The following is a 19,258-nucleotide window of genomic DNA, read 5'->3' on the forward strand; positions in this document are numbered from 1 at the left end:
TAAAAAAATTACTTGCATCGCATCTGATATTATGCTATACTAGCAAGGCTTACAAAAAACACGTCTGCGGATTCTGGAGGAAGGTGCCATGATATGGTCTCCTCGGAAGTAAGAGAAACGGACGGAAGTAAAACCAATGGAGGTAATAACATGAGCGTTATTTCAATGAAGCAGCTTTTGGAAGCTGGCGTGCACTTCGGTCATCAGACCAGAAGATGGAACCCTAAGATGGCTCCGTATATTTACACAGAGAGAAATGGTATCTACATCATCGACTTACAGAAGTCTGTTGTGAAAGTAGATGAAGCTTATAAGGCAGTATCTGATATTGCTGCAGAAGGCGGTAAGATTCTTTTTGTTGGTACAAAGAAACAGGCTCAGGACGCTATTAAGTCTGAGGCAGAGCGCTGCGGTATGTATTTCGTAAATGAAAGATGGCTGGGCGGTATGCTTACAAACTTCAAGACAATTCAGTCCAGAGTTGCAAGATTAAAACAGATCGAGACTATGTCCCAGGATGGTACTTTTGAAGTGCTTCCAAAGAAAGAAGTAATTGCACTTAAGAAAGAATGGGAAAAGTTAGAGAAGAACTTAGGCGGAATCAAAGATATGAAAAAGGTTCCGGATGCAATTTTTGTTGTAGATCCGAAGAAAGAAAGAATCTGCGTTCAGGAAGCTCACACACTGGGTATTCCGTTAATCGGCATTGCTGATACAAACTGTGATCCTGAAGAACTTGATTTCGTAATCCCAGGTAATGATGATGCGATTAGAGCTGTTAAGTTAATTGTATCCAAGATGGCAGACGCAGTAATCGAAGCAAACCAGGGCGAGGCAGTAGCTGAGGAAGCAGAAGCAGCTCAGGAGTTAGAAGAGACTGTAGAGGCTTAAAATTCAGACGAATGTATGCTTCGGTCTGCTGAATGGCGGGTCGGAGCATATTTTTTTGAACAGACCTTTTAAAATATCAATGACGTTAATCGATGATGGAGGGAAAACGAATGGCAGCAGTTACAGCTGGAATGGTAAAAGAATTAAGAGAGATGACCGGTGCAGGTATGATGGATTGCAAGAAAGCTCTTGCACAGACTGACGGTGATATGGACAAGGCAGTAGAGTTCTTAAGAGAGAAAGGACTTGCAGCTGCATCTAAAAAGGCAGGAAGAATTGCTGCAGAAGGTGTTGTTACAACTGTAGTAAGTGAGGATGGAAAATCCGGAGCTATCGTAGAGGTTAACAGTGAGACAGACTTCGTTGCTAAGAACGCTCAGTTCCAGAGCTATGTAGCAGACGTGGTTTCTCAGGTTCTTAATACAGAAGCAAAAGATATGGATACGTTCATGGCTGAGTCCTGGATTGGTGACAGTTCCTTAACTGTAGCACAGGCATTATCCAGCCAGATTTCAGTAATTGGCGAGAACATGAACATCAGAAGATTTGAGAAAATTACAACAGATGGTGTAGTTGTTGATTATATTCACGGCGGCGGAAGAATCGGTGTTCTGATTGAAGCTGGCGCAGAAGTAGTAAACGATGCTGTAAAAGAAGCGTTAAAGAATATAGCAATGCAGATTGCTGCTTTAAATCCAAAGTATGTAAAGAGAGATGAAATTTCTCAGGAATTCATTGATCATGAAACAGAGATCTTAAAAGTACAGGCTAAGAATGAAAATCCGGACAAGCCAGATGCAATCATTGAAAAGATGATTGTTGGCCGTTTGAATAAAGAATTAAAAGAGTTTTGTCTGGTAGATCAGGCTTATGTAAAAGATGGTGACTTAACTGTTGGAAAGTATTTAGAGCAGGTTTCTAAAGAAGTCGGCGGAAAAGTTGAAGTCAGAAAGTTTGTTCGTTTCGAGACAGGCGAAGGCCTTGAGAAGAAAGAAGAGAACTTTGCAGAAGAAGTTGCAAAACAGATGCAGTAATCTTGTAACAGGATTCTGGGGGGAATCCCATGGGTATCCATGGGATTTTTCTATTCAAACAGTGTCCGTTTCCGATTGACAAATGTTTCCAGTCGGAGGGATACACCTACAAAAGGAGTTGATGAGAGTGGCTAATTATATTATTAAACGTATTGCTATGGCGATTGTAACAATTTTTGCTGTTGCTACGGTTACATTTTTTGTCATGAACATGGTACCTGGAGGGCCATTCATGTCAGAAAAGGCAATCAGCCCACAGGCCCAGGCGGCATTAAATGAAAAATATGGACTGGATAAGCCGTTAAGCGTACAGTATGCAACTTATATGAAAGATATTTTACATGGAGATCTGGGATTAAGCGTAAAACAGCGTGGACGTACCGTTAACATGATTATAGGATCAAAATTTCCTGTTTCTGCGAGAATCGGCGGAATTGCTATTTTAACTGCAGTTCTCATTGGTGTTCCTCTCGGAAGCATTGCTGCGTTTAAACGAGGAACCATGGTGGATAATATTATTATTGTTTTCAGCACCTGTGGTATAGCGGTTCCCAGCTTTGTGGTATGTACCATACTGATGTATATTCTCAGCTTAAAACTGGGGCTTCTGCCTACGTACGGACTTGCATCCTGGAAAAATTATATAATGCCGGTTATGGCACTTGCTCTTTATCCTTCATCCTACATTGCGAGACTGATGCGTTCCTCCATGCTGGATGTTATGGGTCAGGACTATATGAGAACAGCCCGCGCCAAGGGACTTTCTCAGCTGGTGAGCATTTTCAAACATGCACTTCGTAATGCTATTCTTCCAGTGGTTACATATTTGGGACCGCTGCTGGCTTACACTGTAACTGGAAGCTTTATCGTAGAAAAGATTTTTACAATTCCAGGACTGGGATCTGAATTTATCGGCTCCATTACAGGACGTGACTATCCGCTTATTATGGGTACCACGATTTTCCTTGCTTCTTTGATGGTTGTGATGAATGTGCTGGTTGATGTCGCTTATAAATTTATTGACCCACGTATCAATCTGAAATAAGAGAAAGGAGAAAGAGGATGCCAAAGAATAAAATATCATTACAGCTTAATGTGGAAGACTTTCTCCTTGCCAGTGATGCGGAAAAAGAAAGCCTTACTGTCATGCGGAAAAGTGTCGGGTTCTGGAAAGATGGAATCAGACGTTTAAAAAAGAATAAAATTGCGATGGTCAGCCTGTTTGTAATCATCGTTGTATTTATGCTGTCATTTGTTGTACCACAGTTATATCCATACAGCTATGAACAGCAGATTCGTGGTAGTGAGAATCTGTCTCCTATGCAGTACTCTGAAAAAGAGCTGGCTTCCATGGATGCAGGGGAGAGTGTATTCCCTCATATTTTAGGAACCGATAATCTGGGACGTGACTATGCAGTCCGCGTTATGATGGGCAGCCGTGTCTCCCTTACGGTTGGACTGGTTGCATCAGCCATTATCTTATTGATTGGTTCTCTTTATGGTTCCATTGCCGGATTCTTCGGAGGCTGGGTGGATATGATCATGATGCGTATTGTGGATATGATTTATACAGTTCCTGATATATTAATCATTGTACTTTTATCAGTAGCTTTTGATCAGCCGTTAAAGGCTCTTGCCCAAAGGCCTGGTTTTCAGTGGATTCAGGTGATCGGTGTTAACTTAATCAGTATTTTTGTTGTTTTTGCCCTGCTTTACTGGGTTGGTATGGCCCGTATTGTCAGAAGCCAGATCCTGATTTTAAAAGAACAGGAATATGTAACTGCGGCAAGAGCACTGGGAGCTTCCAGCGGACATATTATTAAAAAACATCTGCTTACCAACTGTATCGGTACATTAATTGTTACTACAACCCTTCAGATTCCTTCTTCTATCTTTACCGAGAGCTTTTTAAGCTTCCTTGGTCTGGGAGTGGCTGCACCTATGCCTTCCCTGGGAAGTCTTGCGAGTGCAGCATTAAATGGTCTGCAGAGTTATCCTCACCGTTTGTTTGCACCGGCACTGATGATTTCGGTTATTATTTTAAGTTTCAATCTGTTAGGCGACGGCCTTCGGGATGCGTTTGACCCGAAACTGAAAGATTAAAGGAGGGAAGATAGGAATGAGTGAATATTTAGTTAATATTGAGAATGAACGTCTTTCTTTCTTTACTCCGGCAGGGGAAGTTAAGGCTTTAAATGATGTTTCGTTTCATCTGCGTGAAGGAGAAGTTCTGGGTATTGTTGGTGAATCCGGATCAGGAAAATCTGTAACAGCCTACAGCCTGATGGGACTTACTGCATATCCAGGGCGTTTCCTGGGAGGTTCTTTGCAGTTTAACGGTCATCAGATTGATAAAATGACGGAAAAAGAAATGCGGAAAATACGTGGAAACGAAATTTCAATTATTTTCCAGGATCCCATGACCAGTTTAAATCCGGTATATACAATTGGGAACCAGATTTGTGAAGTAATTATGCTTCATACCAATAAAAATTCCAAACAGGCTAGAGAACGGGCCAAAGAGCTTCTGACTCTGGTTGGAATCAATGAGCCGGAGAAGCGGCTGAAACAGTATCCTCATGAGTTGTCCGGAGGTATGCGTCAGAGAGTTATGATCGCTATTGCACTGGCATGTGAGCCAAAGCTTCTGATTGCGGATGAGCCGACTACAGCTCTTGATGTTACAATTCAGGCGCAGATTCTGGAACTCATGATGGAATTAAAAGAGAAGCTTGGTATGGCAATTATCATGATCACTCACGATCTGGGTGTTGTTGCCAATATGTGTGACCGTATCGCAGTTATGTATGCCGGCAAAGTAGTAGAGTATGGGGAGGCCGATGATATTTTTTATAACCCATGCCATGAATATACAAAAGGTCTGATCCGGAGTATTCCGAAGCTGACTGAAAAAGAACACAGCAAACTGATTCCGATTGAAGGAAGTCCGGTTGATATGCTTAATCCGCCTGCAGGATGTCCGTTTGCACCCAGATGCAGATCCTGCATGAAGATCTGCCTTCGTGAAATGCCGCCGTATACAGATATATCTGAAATTCATTACAGTGCCTGCTGGCTGATGCAGAAACAGGAGTTTGAAAAACAACAGGCGCAGAAGGGAGAGGCATAATGGATCAAAAATATCTGGTAGAAGTTGAAAATTTAAAGCAGTACTTCCCGGTTGCCGGTGGCAAATTATTTGAAAAAAAAGTGGTTAAGGCTGTTGATAATGTTTCATTTGGAATCAAAAAGGGAGAGACTCTGGGACTTGTAGGAGAGTCCGGCTGTGGTAAAACAACTACTGGCCGTACTTTGCTCCGCCTTTATGAGCCTACAGCTGGAAAAATTTATTTTGAAGGGGAAGATATTACAAAGGCAAACATGCTCCCTTACCGTCAGAAGATGCAGATTGTTTTCCAGGATCCTTATGCAAGTCTCGATCCTCGTATGACAGTAGGAGATATCATTGGTGAAGCCATTGATATCCATCATCTGGCAGCCAGCAAAAAAGACCGTCAGGATCAGATTATTTCTGTTCTTTCTACGGTTGGTTTAAACTCCGAACATGCAAACCGCTATCCCCATGAGTTCTCAGGCGGCCAGCGTCAGCGTGTGGGAATTGCCCGTGCCCTTGCAGTTGATCCCCAGTTTATTGTGTGTGATGAACCTGTCTCTGCATTGGATGTTTCCATTCAGGCGCAGGTAGTAAATATGTTTGAGCAGCTTCAGGAAGAAAGAGGACTGACTTATTTGTTTATTGCCCATGATCTTTCTATCGTAAAGCATATCTCTAACCGTATCGGAGTTATGTATTTAGGAAAGCTGGTGGAACTGGCAGACAGTTATGAGCTGACATTCCACAGTGTTCATCCTTATACAAAGAGCCTGATTTCTGCGATTCCCATTGCAGATCCTAAGACCAGCCGCACATCCCAGAGAATTGTTCTGGAAGGAGATGTGCCAAGTCCGGTGAATCCGCCATCTGGATGCCGGTTCCGTACACGCTGTCCTTATGCAGACGAGCTTTGTGCAGCTTCCGAACCGGAATGGAGAGAAGTATCCTCCGGCCATTATGCCGCTTGTCATCATCTTGATAAAGTGAATTAAAATTAGATTGAACTTTTACTGCTTTTATGTTATGCTTAGAAAATGAATTGGCGCAGTAGCCGGATAAAGTGCTACTGCGTTAATTAAAATAATTTTATAGGAGGAATAACTATGAAAAAAATGTCACTTGTATTGGCAGCAGTTTTGGCATCCGGTTTGATTCTTTCCGCTTGCGGCGGCAGTAAATCAGCTGAGCCTACAACTGGCGCAGAGACTAATACAACTGCAGCAGCAAATGGCGAGACTGCAGCCCCCGCGGAAGGAACAACCACAGGCCTTGATCTTGCGGTACAGATTGGACCGGATCCGGAGACCATTGATCCTGCTTTAAATAGTGCTGTTGACGGTGCAAACATGATTGTACAGGCTTTTGAAACTCTGCTTATTGTGGACCAGAATAACAAGATTGTTCCGGGACAGGCAGAATCTTATGATGTATCAGAGGATGGACTTACCTATACATTCCATCTTCGTGATGGCTTAAAATGGAGTGATGGTACTCCGTTAACTGCCAGTGACTTTGTTTATTCATGGAAGAGAATTGCAGATCCGAATACAGCAGCTCCATATAGTGTTGATATGTTAGGATATGTAAAAGGCTATAAAGAAGCATCAGAAGGTAATATTGATGCACTTGGTGTAAGTGCACCAGATGACAAGACATTTGTTGTTGAACTGGCTGTTCCTTGTGTTTACTTCACAAAGCTGGTTACTCATGCAACCATGTCTCCTGTTCAGAAGGCATCTGTTGATGCAAATGGCGATCAGTGGACATTAAAACCTGAAACTTATGTTTCTAATGGACCGTTCAAGATGACTGAGTGGGTACCAGGTTCTCATATTACATTTGCTAAGAATGAAAATTACTGGGGTGCTGATAAAGTTACTGTAAACACTCTGAAATTTGTTTTAATGGAAGATTCCAACGCAGCTTACAGCGCATATCAGACTGGTGAAGTTGCTCTGATTAAGGATGTTCCGACAGAAGAAGTACCAGGTTTAAGAGGAAATGAAGCATTCCATGTTGAGCCGTTAATGGGTACTTACTATATCGATTTCCAGAACCAGAAGGAACCATTTAACAATCCGGACGTTCGTATGGCATTAAGCCTTGCAATTGATCGTGACTATGTTGCTAATACTGTAATGCAGGGAACCTTCTCTCCAGCAACCAACTTCGTTGGACCTGGTGTCAGTGATGCCAAAGAAGGATCTTTCTTTGAAGATGTAACAAGAGAGATTAATGGTGGTGACTACTTCGATGTAAAAAATCATGAAGCAGATGTAGCAAAAGCAAAAGAATTACTTGCAAAAGCCGGATATCCGGATGGTCAGGGATTCCCGACCATTGAATATATGATTAACGATGCAGGTTATCATAAGCCAGTTGCAGAATATTTACAGAGCTGCTGGAAAGAAACACTTGGAATCAACATGGACATTAAAGTAGTTGAGTGGTCTACCTTTACTCCAACCCGTCGTGCAGGCGATTATCAGGCAGCACGTGATGGCTGGGTATATGATTATGATGATCCATCCAACATGCTGAACTTAATGATGTCAACAAGCGGTAACAACAGTGCAAAGTACAATAATCCTGAAGTTGACAAACTTCTGAATGAGGCTAACTCTACTGCAGACCTTGATGAGCATTATACAAAACTCCATGAGGCTGAAAAAATGATCCTTGATGATGCAGCGGTTGCACCGGTTGCATACTACAATGAATTCTGGTTACAGAATCCGAAATTAAAAGGAACATGGCATTCTCCATATGGCTTCTGGTTCTTCCAGTATGCTACCATGGAATAAGGATAGATATACAAACGAAAAACATCTGGATTTCATATCCAGATGTTTTTTGTTGCGCATTACGATCGAATGGCAGGGAAACTTCCTCTTTCCAACCACTTAAAAGTATGCTATAATCTTTTAAGACAATACAAAAGTACAGGAGAGTTTAAGCTATGAATCCAAGACGTGTATTATTAAAACTCAGCGGTGAAGCTCTTGCCGGTTCCAGTAAGACAGGCTTTGAGGAAGCCACTGTTAAAGAGGTTGCACGGCAGGTTAAGATATCCGTTGATGCAGGCGTTCAGTTAGGGATCGTCATAGGCGGAGGTAACTTCTGGAGAGGCAGAACCAGTAATGCAATTGACCGCACAAAAGCGGACCAGATTGGTATGCTTGCCACCATTATGAACTGCATTTATGTTTCAGAGATTTTCAGAAATGCAGGTATGGGAACACGGATTCTGACTCCTTTTGAGTGCGGTTCCATGACAGAACTGTTTTCCAAGGACAGGGCGAATCAATATTTTGCAGAGGGAAACGTGGTATTTTTTGCCGGAGGAACCGGTCACCCATACTTTTCCACTGATACAGGGATTGCACTGCGTGCCATTGAGATGGATGCAGACTGTATTCTGCTTGCAAAAGCTATTGACGGGGTATATGACAGTGATCCCAAGGTGAATCCTGATGCAGTAAAATATGATGAGATTTCCATTAATGAAGTGATAGAAAAGCAGCTTGGGGTGATTGATCTGACTGCTTCCATTATGTGTATGGAAAATAAGATGCCGCTTGCGGTATTCAGCTTGAACGAAAAAGATGGCATTGCCAATGCGATGCAGGGAAAAATAAACGGTACCATAGTGACCGCATAAAACAGGAGGACGATATGCAGGAGAGTTTACAGGTTTATGAAGATAAAATGAGCAAGACATTAAAAGCGCTGGAGAATGATTTTATGACGATCCGCGCAGGACGTGCCAATCCCCATGTACTGGATAAGATCAGGGTGGATTATTATGGAACTCCCACACCGATTCAACAGGTAGGCAATGTTACGATTCCAGAAGCACGTATGATCGTGATCCAGCCATGGGAAAAGAGTCTGTTAAAGGCCATTGAAAAGGCGATTCTTACCTCTGATCTGGGAATTAACCCAACCAATGACGGCAATGTGATTCGTCTGGTATTTCCGGAACTGACAGAAGAGCGCAGAAAAGATCTGGTAAAAGACGTTAAGAAAAAAGGAGAAACAGCGAAAATCGCTATTCGAAACATTCGCCGTGATGCCAACGATTCCTTTAAGAAACAGTTGAAAGCAGAGGAGATTTCTGAGGATGAGCTTTCTGATGCAGAAGACAAAATTCAGAAATTAACGGATAGAATGGTTGCGCAGATTGAAAAAGCAACTGATGAGAAGTCAAAGGATCTTCTTACTGTATAAAATAAACAGGGGGGCAGGCATTATGCCTGTCCTGTTTTATGTTTAAAAGGAGTGATACAAATGGATAAAGAATTGGAAAACATAGTCATCCCGGAGCATGTTGCCATCATACTTGACGGTAACGGCAGATGGGCAAAAAAGAGGGGATTGCCCCGAAGTATGGGACATAAAGAGGGCTGTATTACTGTGGAACGAACCGTAGAGGAAGCAGCCATGCTTGGAATTAAATATTTAACGGTTTACGGATTTTCAACGGAAAACTGGAAGCGGTCCACTGAGGAAGTGGGAGCTTTGATGCAGCTGTTTCGTTATTATATGGTCAGACTTTTAAAGGTCTCAAAGGCAAATAATGTACGGGTAAAAGTGATTGGAGACAGACGGCGTTTTGATTCTGATATCATTGATGGTATCGGACGTCTGGTTGAAGAAACTAAGAATAACACAGGCCTGACTTTCGTTATCGCAGTAAATTACGGCGGACGTGATGAGATTGTCCGGGCTGCCAGAAAGATTATGGAAGATACCAGAGAAGGAAAGCTGTCTCCAGAGTCATTGACTGAAGAGACCTTTGCCGGGTATCTGGATACAATTGGAATACCTGACCCGGATCTTCTTATAAGAACCAGTGGGGAATTAAGGCTGTCAAATTATCTGTTATGGCAGTTGGCATATACGGAAATCTATGTGGCGGACTGCTATTGGCCTGATTTTAATATGGAAGAAATGAAAAAAGCCATTGCGGCGTATAATAGCAGAGAACGGAGATTCGGAGGAGTGAAGTAATAACGAGGGAGGAAGCGGGATGTTTACAACCAGGCTGATAAGCGGAATTGTTCTTGTTTTGATCGCACTGATAACAGTAGGAAGCGGCGGAATCCTGCTGTTTGCGACAACGGTTTTTATATCCATGATTGGTTTGTATGAGCTTTATCGTGTGCTTAAGATTCATGACCATCCCATGGGATATATGGGTTATTTTATCGTTGTTGTCTATTATGGACTGTTATGGTTTCAGATGCAGCAGTATGCATTGTATATGTCTATCGTTTTCATGATGCTTCTTCTGTGTATTTATGTTTTTGCTTTTCCAAAATATAAAACAGAAGAAGTAACAGGAGCGTTTTTTGGATTTTTTTACGTGGCTGTTATGCTGTCCTACCTTTATCAGATAAGGTCTATGAATGATGGGAAATACCTGGTCTGGCTGGTGTTTTTAAGCTCGTGGGGATGTGATACCTGTGCATATTGTGTTGGAAACCTGATCGGAAAACACAAACTGGCTCCGGTACTCAGTCCGCATAAATCCATAGAAGGAGCGATCGGCGGAATTCTTGGTGCCTCTTTACTGGGATTTTTATATGCAACTATCTTTGGCGAGTCTATGACTGTGTTAGATTATCCTCAGGTTACCTGTACTCTGGCATGTGCATTTGCGGCGTTTATTTCTCCCATTGGAGATCTGGCTGCATCTGCGATTAAGCGGGATCATCAGATAAAGGACTATGGTAAACTGATCCCGGGTCATGGAGGTATACTGGATCGTTTTGACAGTATGCTATTTACAGCACCTGTTATTTATTTCGTAGTTACATTTATTCGTTAAAACAAACAAAAGCATTGCCTTAATCCGAATTAAGGAAAAGAAAAGGAGTATACAGCATAAGATGAAGAAAATAGCAATCCTTGGATCAACAGGATCCATTGGGACGCAGACCCTGGAGGTGGTGGAAAACCAAGGGGATATTGAAGTTACCGCTTTGGCTGCAGGCAGCAACATTCTGCTGCTGGAAGAGCAGATCAGAAAATTCAGGCCAAAGACAGCCTGTGTATGGGAGGAAGAAAAAGCGAAGGAACTGAGAGTACGGGTGAAAGATCTTCCTGTTCGCATTGTTTCCGGAATGGATGGCTTAATTGAGACTGCTGTGGAAGACGGTTCAGAAATTGTTGTTACTGCAGTAGTTGGAATGATTGGAATCAGGCCAACCATAGCTGCAATGGAAGCCGGAAAAGACATTGCCTTAGCCAATAAAGAAACGCTGGTAACCGCAGGACACATCATTATGCCTCTTGCAAGGAAACTGGGTGTCAGAATTCTTCCGGTGGACAGTGAGCACAGCGCAATCTTTCAATGCCTGTGCGGAGAAGACAAGGCATCTGTACACAAGATACTGCTGACTGCTTCCGGCGGTCCTTTTCGTGGGAAAACAAGAGAGGCGCTGCGGAATGTGAAAGTGGAAGATGCACTAAATCATCCTAACTGGTCCATGGGTCGGAAGATTACCATAGATTCGTCAACGATGGTGAACAAAGGGCTTGAAGTAATGGAAGCCAGATGGTTGTTTGGTGTGGATATGGACCAGATACAAGTGGTGATTCAGCCTAAGAGTATCATCCATTCCATGGTAGAATTTGATGATGGGGCGGTTATGGCTCAGATGGGGACTCCGGATATGAAACTTCCGATCCAGTATGCACTTTATTACCCGGAGCGGAGACATCTAAGAGGAGACCGGCTGGACTTCTGGTCTATGGGTCAAATTAATTTTGAAAAACCGGATCTGGTTAATTTTCCGGGATTGAAACTGGCTTATGAAGCTGGCAGAATCGGCGGAACGCTTCCAACTGTCTTTAATGCTGCAAATGAGAAGGCAGTTGCCAAATTTTTGAACAGGGAAATTACATATCTTACTATCACAGATATGATAGAGGGAGCGATGAACGGGCATACTGTAAAAGAGAATCCTAATGTTGAAGAGATTCTTGAAGCTGAGGCTGCAGCTTATGATTATATAGAAAGCAGGTGGTGATTTGTCCAGTATTTTAGTAGCTATTCTGGTATTCGGTTTAATTGTTTTGATTCACGAGTTGGGTCATTTTCTGTTTGCAAAAATGAGTGGAATCGCAGTGGTGGAATTTTCTATCGGTATGGGTCCCCGTCTCTTACATTTTAAAAAGGGTGAGACCACTTATTCCATAAAGGCGCTTCCTCTGGGCGGATCCTGCATGATGCTGGGGGAAGATGAGGAGAATCCGGACGAACGGGCGTTTCAGAATAAATCAATTCCTGCAAGGATGTCTGTCATAGCGGCAGGACCTGTATTTAATTTTATTCTGGCCTTCTTACTTTCTTTGATTCTGGTAGGCATGAGCGGTTATGATACCACTTATATTAAAGAAGTAACAGATGGCTCTCCTGCTTTTGAGGCAGGAATGCGTTCAGGCGATAAGTTATTAAAAATTAACGGTGAGAATGTTTCTATGTATCAGGAATACATTCTTTACAAGCTGATGAAACCGGATGAAAAAATGAATCAGGTGGAATTTGCAAGAATTGATCCCCAGACTGGGAATCAGAATATTCAGACAGTGACTGTTACTCCTGAATATTCTGAGGAAAGTAAAAAATATCTGATTGGTATTTTAATTGCGCCAGAAAATAAAAAGGCAGCAAATGCCGGTGAACTGATCAGGCATGGATATATGGAGATGAAATATGATGTTAAGCTGACTGTGAAGAGTCTTGGTATGCTTTTTACTGGAAAAGCCAGTGTAAAAGACTTAAGCGGACCGGTTGGTATTGTGGTTATGATCGATGATTCTGTAAAAGCAGGTCTGTCCGTCAGTGTCATTGCGGCACTTATGAATGTTATCAGCATGTGTATTCTTTTAAGTGCCAATTTAGGCGTGATGAATCTTCTCCCAATTCCGGCGCTTGACGGTGGAAGGCTGCTGTTTTTAATAATAGAAGCAATTCGGGGAAAACGAATGGACCCGGAAAAAGAAGGCCTTGTGAATATGATCAGTATGGCAGCTTTAATGGCTCTGATGATTTTTGTAGTGTTTAATGATATCAGCAGATTTACCGGATAAAGGTGTGGATATGGAGGAAATTATGAACAGGAATCACACGAAAACAATACAGATCGGAGAACGGGTCATTGGCGGAGGCAATCCAATACTGATCCAGTCCATGTGTAATACAAAAACCCAGGATGTGGCATCAACAGTAGACCAGATTAAGAAGCTGACAGCAGCCGGATGCGATATTATCCGGGTTGCTGTTCCAGATATGGAAGCAGCAGCGGCTATCAGAGAAATTAAAAAACAAATCAGCATACCACTGGTGGCAGATATACATTTTGATTACCGGCTGGCTGTGGCAGCTATTGAGTCCGGAGCCGATAAAATCAGGATCAATCCAGGCAATATCGGATCTCTGGATCGCGTGCGGGCAGTTGTGGATAAAGCAAAAGAGTATCAGGTACCCATTCGGGTGGGAGTAAACAGTGGTTCTCTAGAAAAAAATCTGATTGAAAAATATGGTGGAGTGACTGCGGAAGGAATTGTAGAGAGTGCTTTAAATAAAGTACGGATGATCGAGGAGATGGACTATGGAAATCTGGTTATCAGCATCAAGTCTTCGGATGTACTTATGTGTGTGAAGGCCCATGAACTCATGGCTGAACAGTCGGATTATCCTCTTCATGTGGGAATTACTGAGGCCGGAACGCTTATGGCCGGAACCATCAAATCTTCCGTTGGACTTGGAATTATTCTTCATAAGGGAATTGGTGATACCATACGTGTTTCTCTCACCGGTGATCCGCTTGAAGAAATAAAGGCTGCAAAAACTATATTAAGAACCCTGGGTTTAAGAAAGGGAGGCGTAGAGGTGATTTCCTGTCCTACCTGCGGAAGAACCAGAATTGATCTGATCTCCCTGGCCAATCAGGTGGAAGATATGGTTTCAGCATATGATCATCTGGATATTAAGGTGGCAGTTATGGGCTGCGTGGTAAATGGTCCGGGTGAGGCAAGAGAAGCGGATATCGGGATCGCCGGTGGAATTGGAGAAGGACTTCTTATTAAAAAAGGAGAAGTAATCCGCAAGGTTCCGGAAGAAGAACTTCTTAGCGCCCTTCAGGAAGAACTTATGAAAATGTAATAGGTGATAGAATGGCAAAGAAATTTTTGGAAGTTTTTCCAAACTTACATATTACAGACGAATTGCGAGAGCTTTTAAATCTGGTGGATGTGGAAAAGGTCACATCAAACAGGGATAGAAGCTCTATTCGTGTTTACTTAATCAGTCCAAGACTGATACACAAACACAATATTTACAGCCTGGAAAAAGGAATCAAGGAGCAGTTGTTTCCTTCCAAACAGATTTCCATTAAGATAATTGAGCGGTTTCGTCTGTCTGGGCAGTATACGCCTCAGAAACTGTTAAAGATCTATAGGGAAAGCCTTCTGGCAGAACTTAAAAATTATAGTATCATTGAATATAATATGTTCCGTAAAGCCCAGTACCAGTTTCCTGAGCCGGATCTTCTTAAAATGACTGTAGAGGATACCATTGTGACACATGAAAAAGCAGGAGAGTTAAAACGCGTACTGGAAAAAATTTTTCATGAAAGGTGCGGTCTGCCGATAGAAGTTCAGTATGAGTTTGTTGAACCTAAGGAAAATGCCCTTGCTAAACAAAAAGAACTGCAGATGCAAAGGGAAGTGGAAGAAATCGTCAGCAGGACTTCTTTTGGGATTCAGCAAAACAATGGTACAGAGGGAGAATTCGGAGGTTCTTCAGAGGCAGATGGCTCCCAGGGATCTTTGACAGCGTCTGGTTCTGATGAAGTACCATTTGTACAGGAATCCCAGATGCCATCTCCTGTACTTCGTATGGGCGGCAAAAAAGAAGGTGACAAAAAGGAAGCTGGAAAATCAGCGGATGGGGAATTCGGGAAGAAGGAATGGAAAGATTACCGGAAAAACTCTTATAATGGGCGCCGCTCCGACAATCCGGATGTTTTATATGGCAGAGATTTTGATGGGGAAATCATAGAAATAGAAAAAATTGACGGAGAGATCGGAGAAGTAGTAATCCGTGGTAAGATTATCATGGTGGACAGCCGTGAACTGAGAAGCGGCAAGACGATTATGATTTTCGATGTAACTGATTTTACGGATACGATTACAGTAAAGATGTTTGCGAGGGAAGAGCAGCTGGATGATTTAAAAAAAGCAGTTGTTTCAGGCAGCTTTATACGATTAAAGGGTGTGACTACCATTGATAAGTTTGACGGTGAATTAACGTTAGGATCTGTTGTCGGTATTAAGAAATCAGAAGATTTTACAGGAAAACGATCAGATAATAGTCTGGAAAAGCGGGTAGAGCTTCACTGCCATACGAAAATGAGTGATATGGACGGTGTTTCTGAAGTGAAAGATCTGGTAAAACGTGCGAAAAAGTGGGGAATGCCTGCAATTGCGATTACGGACCATGGCTGTGTACAGGCTTTTCCGGATGCAAACCATGCTCTGGATAAGGGAGATACATTCAAGGTTATTTACGGAGTGGAAGGATATCTGGTTGATGATTTAAAACAGCTTGTAGAGAATTCCCATAACCAGTCTTTTGCTGATTCCTATGTTGTTTTTGATATTGAGACAACCGGTTTCAGTTCTTCCAGAAACCGGATTATTGAAATTGGTGCTGTAAAGGTAACAGACGGTAAAATCATGGACAAATTCAGCGCTTTTGTCAATCCTGACGTTCCCATACCCTTTGAGATCGAGCAGCTTACCGGAATCAATGACAGTATGGTACTACCCCATCCCCAAATTGATGTGATCCTTCCACAGTTTCTGGAATTTTGTAAAGATTCGGTACTGGTGGCTCACAATGCTTCCTTTGATGTAAGCTTTATTTCTTATAATGCCCAACAGCTTCAGTTGGATTTTAACCCTACAGTCATTGATACAGTGGCGTTGTCAAGGCTGCTATTGCCCAGTTTGAACAGGTATAAGCTGGATACTGTAGCCAAAGCTTTAAAGATATCCCTGGCCAACCATCATCGGGCAGTTGACGATGCCGGATGTACGGCTGAGATATTTGCAGCATTTGTAAGAATGCTTCGGGACAGGGGAGTGGAAACCCTTGATGAGTTAAACAGACTCAGTACCATGTCAGCAGAAATGATTAAAAAGCTCCCCACCTATCACGTGATTATTCTGGCCGCCAACGATGTCGGCAGAGTGAACTTATACCGGCTGATTTCCTGTTCCCATATCGACTTTTATGCCAGAAGACCCAGGATTCCCAAAAGCGTATTGAATGAATACAGGGAGGGACTGATTATTGGTTCTGCCTGTGAAGCAGGAGAGTTATACCAGGCCCTTCTCAGGGGAGTTCCGGATGCAGAGATAGCAAAGCTTGTGAATTTCTACGATTATCTGGAAATACAGCCTCTTGGCAATAATTCGTTTATGCTGAGAGATGAAAAGAGTACAATCAAAACGGAGCAGGATTTAATTGATATTAATAAACGGATTGTTATGCTTGGAGAGCAGTTTGGCAAGCCTGTATGCGCGACCTGTGACGTCCATTTCCTCGATCCGGAGGATGAGGTTTACCGAAGGATAATTATGGCTGGTCAGGGGTTTAAGGATTCGGATGATCAGGCTCCGCTGTATCTGCGCACGACTGAGGAAATGCTTCGTGAATTTGAATATCTGGGTCCAAATAAAGCAGAAGAAGTTGTCATAAAGAACACCAGAAAAATAGCGGATATGTGTGAACGGATATCTCCAGTGCGGCCGGACAAGTGTGCGCCTGTCATTGAAAACTCTGATGAGGATTTAAGACAGATCTGTTACGACAGGGCGCATGCCATCTATGGAGAAGAACTTCCAACGATTGTTACGGAACGACTGGAACGGGAACTGAATTCCATTATAACCAATGGATTTGCGGTTATGTATATTATTGCGCAGAAGCTGGTATGGAAATCCAATGAAGACGGTTATCTGGTGGGCTCCCGTGGGTCTGTTGGATCTTCCTTTGTTGCTTATATGTCTGGTATTACAGAGGTTAATTCACTAAGTCCCCATTATTACTGTGGCAGCTGCCATTATTATGATTTTGATTCGGAAGAAGTAAAGGCTTTTACCGGTATGGCCGGCTGTGATATGCCTGATAAGAATTGTCCGGTTTGCGGTCATCCATTATCAAAGGACGGGTTTGATATCCCATTTGAGACCTTCCTGGGCTTTAAGGGAGATAAGGAGCCTGATATTGATTTAAACTTCTCCGGAGAATATCAGAGCAAGGCTCATGACTATACGGAAGTTATTTTCGGAAAAGGTCAGACCTTCCGTGCGGGAACAATTGGTACTCTTGCAGATAAGACCGCATTCGGCTATGTTAAGAATTATTACGAGGAGCATGGGGTAAGAAAGAGAAACTGTGAAATTAACCGGATTGTTCAGGGGTGCGTAGGAGTCAGACGAACGACTGGGCAGCACCCGGGAGGAATCATTGTTCTGCCTCATGGGGAGGAAATCTATTCCTTTACACCGGTACAGCGGCCTGCCAATGATATGACGACCATGACGGTAACAACTCATTTTGATTATCACTCCATAGACCACAACCTTTTGAAGCTTGATATTCTCGGACACGACGATCCGACCATGATCCGTATGCTTCAGGATCTGATCGGTTTTGACCCCGTAAAGGATATTCCACTGGACAGCAGGGAAGTTATGTCGCTTTTCCAGGACACATCGGCTCTTGGAATTACTCCCGAGGATATCGGGGGCTGTAAGCTTGGAGCACTTGGAGTACCGGAATTTGGTACGGATTTTGCCATGCAGATGTTAATTGATACCCAGCCGAAGTATTTTTCCGATCTTGTCCGTATTGCAGGTCTTGCACATGGAACGGATGTGTGGCTGGGGAATGCCCAGGCTCTTATTCAGGAGGGAAAGGCAACCATTCAGACTGCCATATGTACCAGAGATGATATTATGATATACTTAATTTCTATGGGCTTAGAAGAAGGTCTGTCTTTTACTATTATGGAAAGTGTGCGTAAGGGTAAGGGTCTGAAGCCAGAATGGGAAGAGGAGATGATATCCCATGGAGTTCCGGACTGGTATATCTGGTCCTGTAAGAAGATTAAATACATGTTCCCTAAAGCCCATGCAGCCGCTTATGTTATGATGGCATGGAGAATTGCCTATTGTAAGGTCTTTTATCCTCTGGCCTATTACGCGGCCTTTTTCAGTATCCGGGCCAATGGCTTCAGTTATGAGCTGATGTGTCAGGGAAGGGAAAAACTGGAGCATTATCTGGCGGATTACAGGAAACGAATCGATACCCTTTCCAAAAAAGAGCAGGATACTCTGCGGGATATGCGTATTGTTCAGGAGATGTATGCCAGAGGCTATGATTTTATGCCGATTGATATTTACCAGGCGAAAGCAAGGCATTTTCAGATCATTGACGGAAAACTGATGCCATCCTTAAGCAGCATAGATGGGCTGGGAGATAAAGCGGCAGATGCGGTGGTTGATGCAGTAAAAGACGGCCGGTTTTTATCCAGAGAGGATTTCAGGAACCGGACAAAAGTCAGTAAGACTGTTTGTGATCTTATGGGTGACTTAGGACTTCTTGGTGATCTTCCTGAGTCCAATCAGCTGTCTCTTTTTGATCTGGCATAAAAAAATATCAGCTGCAGGGCAGGATCGTCTGCTCTGCGGCTGATTCGATTACAAAGAGTTACTGAAATCTAGTCTTATTTTTCCAGTATTTTAAAAAAAATAAAAAATTTTGAAAATAATGTTGACATTGCTTCTGATTTATATTATACTACCTAACGTAATCGAGGCGTGGCTCAGTTTGGTAGAGCGCTGCGTTCGGGACGCAGAGGTCGCAAGTTCGAATCTTGTCGCCTCGATTTTGTATGAATCATATTCGTACTGGCCTATTGGTCAAGCGGTCAAGACGCCGCCCTCTCACGGCGGAAACCCGAGTTCGATTCTCGGATAGGTCATATTGAAAGCCTTCAGGATAAAACCTGAAGGCTTTTTTTTGTATAGCAGTCTTTTAATAAACCACCTGCTATGCAGGTGCGTCCACAGCCGCTTTAGCTTACAGAAAAAACCTCCAATGATATAATAAGTGTAGGTTCGCCAACCACACTAA

The 19,258-nt window shown here is 42.8% G+C and carries 15 protein-coding genes and 2 tRNA genes; all 17 read left to right on the forward strand.

Features of this window, described 5'->3' with window-relative positions; genetic code table 11:
• Positions 1–150 precede the first annotated feature (150 nt).
• The 17 genes from rpsB to CRO04_RS19950 all read left to right on the forward strand — a co-directional run bounded on the left by rpsB (position 151) and on the right by CRO04_RS19950 (position 19,106).
• Positions 151–891, forward strand: a complete 741-nt coding sequence (gene rpsB, locus CRO04_RS19870) for a 30S ribosomal protein S2 (RefSeq protein ID WP_097006003.1) — start codon at positions 151–153, stop codon at positions 889–891.
• Positions 892–1,001: 110 nt separating this feature from the next.
• Positions 1,002–1,925: a translation elongation factor Ts gene (gene tsf, locus CRO04_RS19875; protein ID WP_097005984.1), complete on the forward strand. Its 924-nt coding sequence runs from the start codon at positions 1,002–1,004 to the stop codon at positions 1,923–1,925.
• A gap of 127 nt (positions 1,926–2,052) precedes the next feature.
• Positions 2,053–2,970: an ABC transporter permease subunit gene (locus CRO04_RS19880; RefSeq protein WP_097005985.1), complete on the forward strand. Its 918-nt coding sequence runs from the start codon at positions 2,053–2,055 to the stop codon at positions 2,968–2,970.
• 17 nt (positions 2,971–2,987) lie between these two features.
• Positions 2,988–4,028, forward strand: a complete 1,041-nt coding sequence (locus tag CRO04_RS19885) for an ABC transporter permease (RefSeq protein WP_097005986.1) — start codon at positions 2,988–2,990, stop codon at positions 4,026–4,028.
• Between the two features lie 16 nt (positions 4,029–4,044).
• Positions 4,045–5,055 (forward strand): ABC transporter ATP-binding protein, encoded by a 1,011-nt coding sequence (locus CRO04_RS19890; protein WP_097005987.1) that lies wholly within the window; start codon positions 4,045–4,047, stop codon positions 5,053–5,055.
• Positions 5,055–6,032: an ABC transporter ATP-binding protein gene (locus tag CRO04_RS19895; protein WP_207654486.1), complete on the forward strand. Its 978-nt coding sequence runs from the start codon at positions 5,055–5,057 to the stop codon at positions 6,030–6,032. Before CRO04_RS19890 ends, CRO04_RS19895 begins: the two co-directional genes overlap by 1 nt.
• 111 nt (positions 6,033–6,143) lie before the next feature.
• Positions 6,144–7,844 (forward strand): peptide ABC transporter substrate-binding protein, encoded by a 1,701-nt coding sequence (locus CRO04_RS19900; RefSeq protein ID WP_097005989.1) that lies wholly within the window; start codon positions 6,144–6,146, stop codon positions 7,842–7,844.
• A 155-nt stretch (positions 7,845–7,999) separates the two neighbouring features.
• Positions 8,000–8,701, forward strand: coding sequence for a UMP kinase (pyrH, locus tag CRO04_RS19905; protein WP_097005990.1), 702 nt, complete (start codon positions 8,000–8,002; stop codon positions 8,699–8,701).
• A 14-nt stretch (positions 8,702–8,715) separates the two neighbouring features.
• A complete protein-coding gene (gene frr / locus CRO04_RS19910; protein ID WP_097005991.1) occupies positions 8,716–9,270 on the forward strand; it encodes a ribosome recycling factor in 555 nt (184 codons plus the stop codon).
• A 60-nt stretch (positions 9,271–9,330) separates the two neighbouring features.
• Positions 9,331–10,053, forward strand: coding sequence for an isoprenyl transferase (locus CRO04_RS19915; protein WP_097005992.1), 723 nt, complete (start codon positions 9,331–9,333; stop codon positions 10,051–10,053).
• 19 nt (positions 10,054–10,072) lie between these two features.
• Entirely contained in the window at positions 10,073–10,873 is an 801-nt protein-coding gene (locus tag CRO04_RS19920) for a phosphatidate cytidylyltransferase (RefSeq protein ID WP_097005993.1), read from the forward strand.
• A gap of 61 nt (positions 10,874–10,934) precedes the next feature.
• Positions 10,935–12,077, forward strand: a complete 1,143-nt coding sequence (locus CRO04_RS19925) for a 1-deoxy-D-xylulose-5-phosphate reductoisomerase (protein ID WP_097005994.1) — start codon at positions 10,935–10,937, stop codon at positions 12,075–12,077.
• A gap of 1 nt (position 12,078) precedes the next feature.
• Entirely contained in the window at positions 12,079–13,140 is a 1,062-nt protein-coding gene (gene rseP, locus CRO04_RS19930; protein WP_097005995.1) for an RIP metalloprotease RseP, read from the forward strand.
• Between the two features lie 22 nt (positions 13,141–13,162).
• The gene (gene ispG / locus CRO04_RS19935; RefSeq protein WP_097006004.1) at positions 13,163–14,215 is read left to right on the forward strand and encodes a flavodoxin-dependent (E)-4-hydroxy-3-methylbut-2-enyl-diphosphate synthase; all 1,053 of its coding nucleotides are present in this window, start codon (positions 13,163–13,165) and stop codon (positions 14,213–14,215) included.
• A gap of 11 nt (positions 14,216–14,226) precedes the next feature.
• Positions 14,227–18,774 (forward strand): PolC-type DNA polymerase III, encoded by a 4,548-nt coding sequence (locus CRO04_RS19940; RefSeq protein ID WP_097005996.1) that lies wholly within the window; start codon positions 14,227–14,229, stop codon positions 18,772–18,774.
• 162 nt (positions 18,775–18,936) lie between these two features.
• A tRNA-Pro gene (locus CRO04_RS19945) sits at positions 18,937–19,010 on the forward strand.
• Positions 19,011–19,034: 24 nt separating this feature from the next.
• Positions 19,035–19,106, forward strand: a tRNA-Glu gene (locus CRO04_RS19950).
• Positions 19,107–19,258: the final 152 nt, after the last annotated feature.

The organism is Lacrimispora amygdalina (genome assembly GCF_900205965.1).
Lineage (GTDB): Bacteria > Bacillota > Clostridia > Lachnospirales > Lachnospiraceae > Lacrimispora > Lacrimispora amygdalina_A.

What these genes read in the sequence shown, in the direction of transcription:
- rpsB (WP_097006003.1), top strand. Translation starts at nt 151, where the DNA reads ATGAGCGTTATTTCAATGAAGCAGCTTTTGGAAGCTGGCGTGCACTTC.
- tsf (WP_097005984.1), top strand. Translation starts at nt 1,002, where the DNA reads ATGGCAGCAGTTACAGCTGGAATGGTAAAAGAATTAAGAGAGATGACC.
- CRO04_RS19885 (WP_097005986.1), top strand. Translation starts at nt 2,988, where the DNA reads ATGCCAAAGAATAAAATATCATTACAGCTTAATGTGGAAGACTTTCTC.
- CRO04_RS19890 (WP_097005987.1), top strand. Translation starts at nt 4,045, where the DNA reads ATGAGTGAATATTTAGTTAATATTGAGAATGAACGTCTTTCTTTCTTT.
- CRO04_RS19895 (WP_207654486.1), top strand. Translation starts at nt 5,055, where the DNA reads ATGGATCAAAAATATCTGGTAGAAGTTGAAAATTTAAAGCAGTACTTC.
- CRO04_RS19900 (WP_097005989.1), top strand. Translation starts at nt 6,144, where the DNA reads ATGAAAAAAATGTCACTTGTATTGGCAGCAGTTTTGGCATCCGGTTTG.
- pyrH (WP_097005990.1), top strand. Translation starts at nt 8,000, where the DNA reads ATGAATCCAAGACGTGTATTATTAAAACTCAGCGGTGAAGCTCTTGCC.
- frr (WP_097005991.1), top strand. Translation starts at nt 8,716, where the DNA reads ATGCAGGAGAGTTTACAGGTTTATGAAGATAAAATGAGCAAGACATTA.
- CRO04_RS19915 (WP_097005992.1), top strand. Translation starts at nt 9,331, where the DNA reads ATGGATAAAGAATTGGAAAACATAGTCATCCCGGAGCATGTTGCCATC.
- CRO04_RS19920 (WP_097005993.1), top strand. Translation starts at nt 10,073, where the DNA reads ATGTTTACAACCAGGCTGATAAGCGGAATTGTTCTTGTTTTGATCGCA.
- CRO04_RS19925 (WP_097005994.1), top strand. Translation starts at nt 10,935, where the DNA reads ATGAAGAAAATAGCAATCCTTGGATCAACAGGATCCATTGGGACGCAG.
- ispG (WP_097006004.1), top strand. Translation starts at nt 13,163, where the DNA reads ATGAACAGGAATCACACGAAAACAATACAGATCGGAGAACGGGTCATT.
- CRO04_RS19940 (WP_097005996.1), top strand. Translation starts at nt 14,227, where the DNA reads ATGGCAAAGAAATTTTTGGAAGTTTTTCCAAACTTACATATTACAGAC.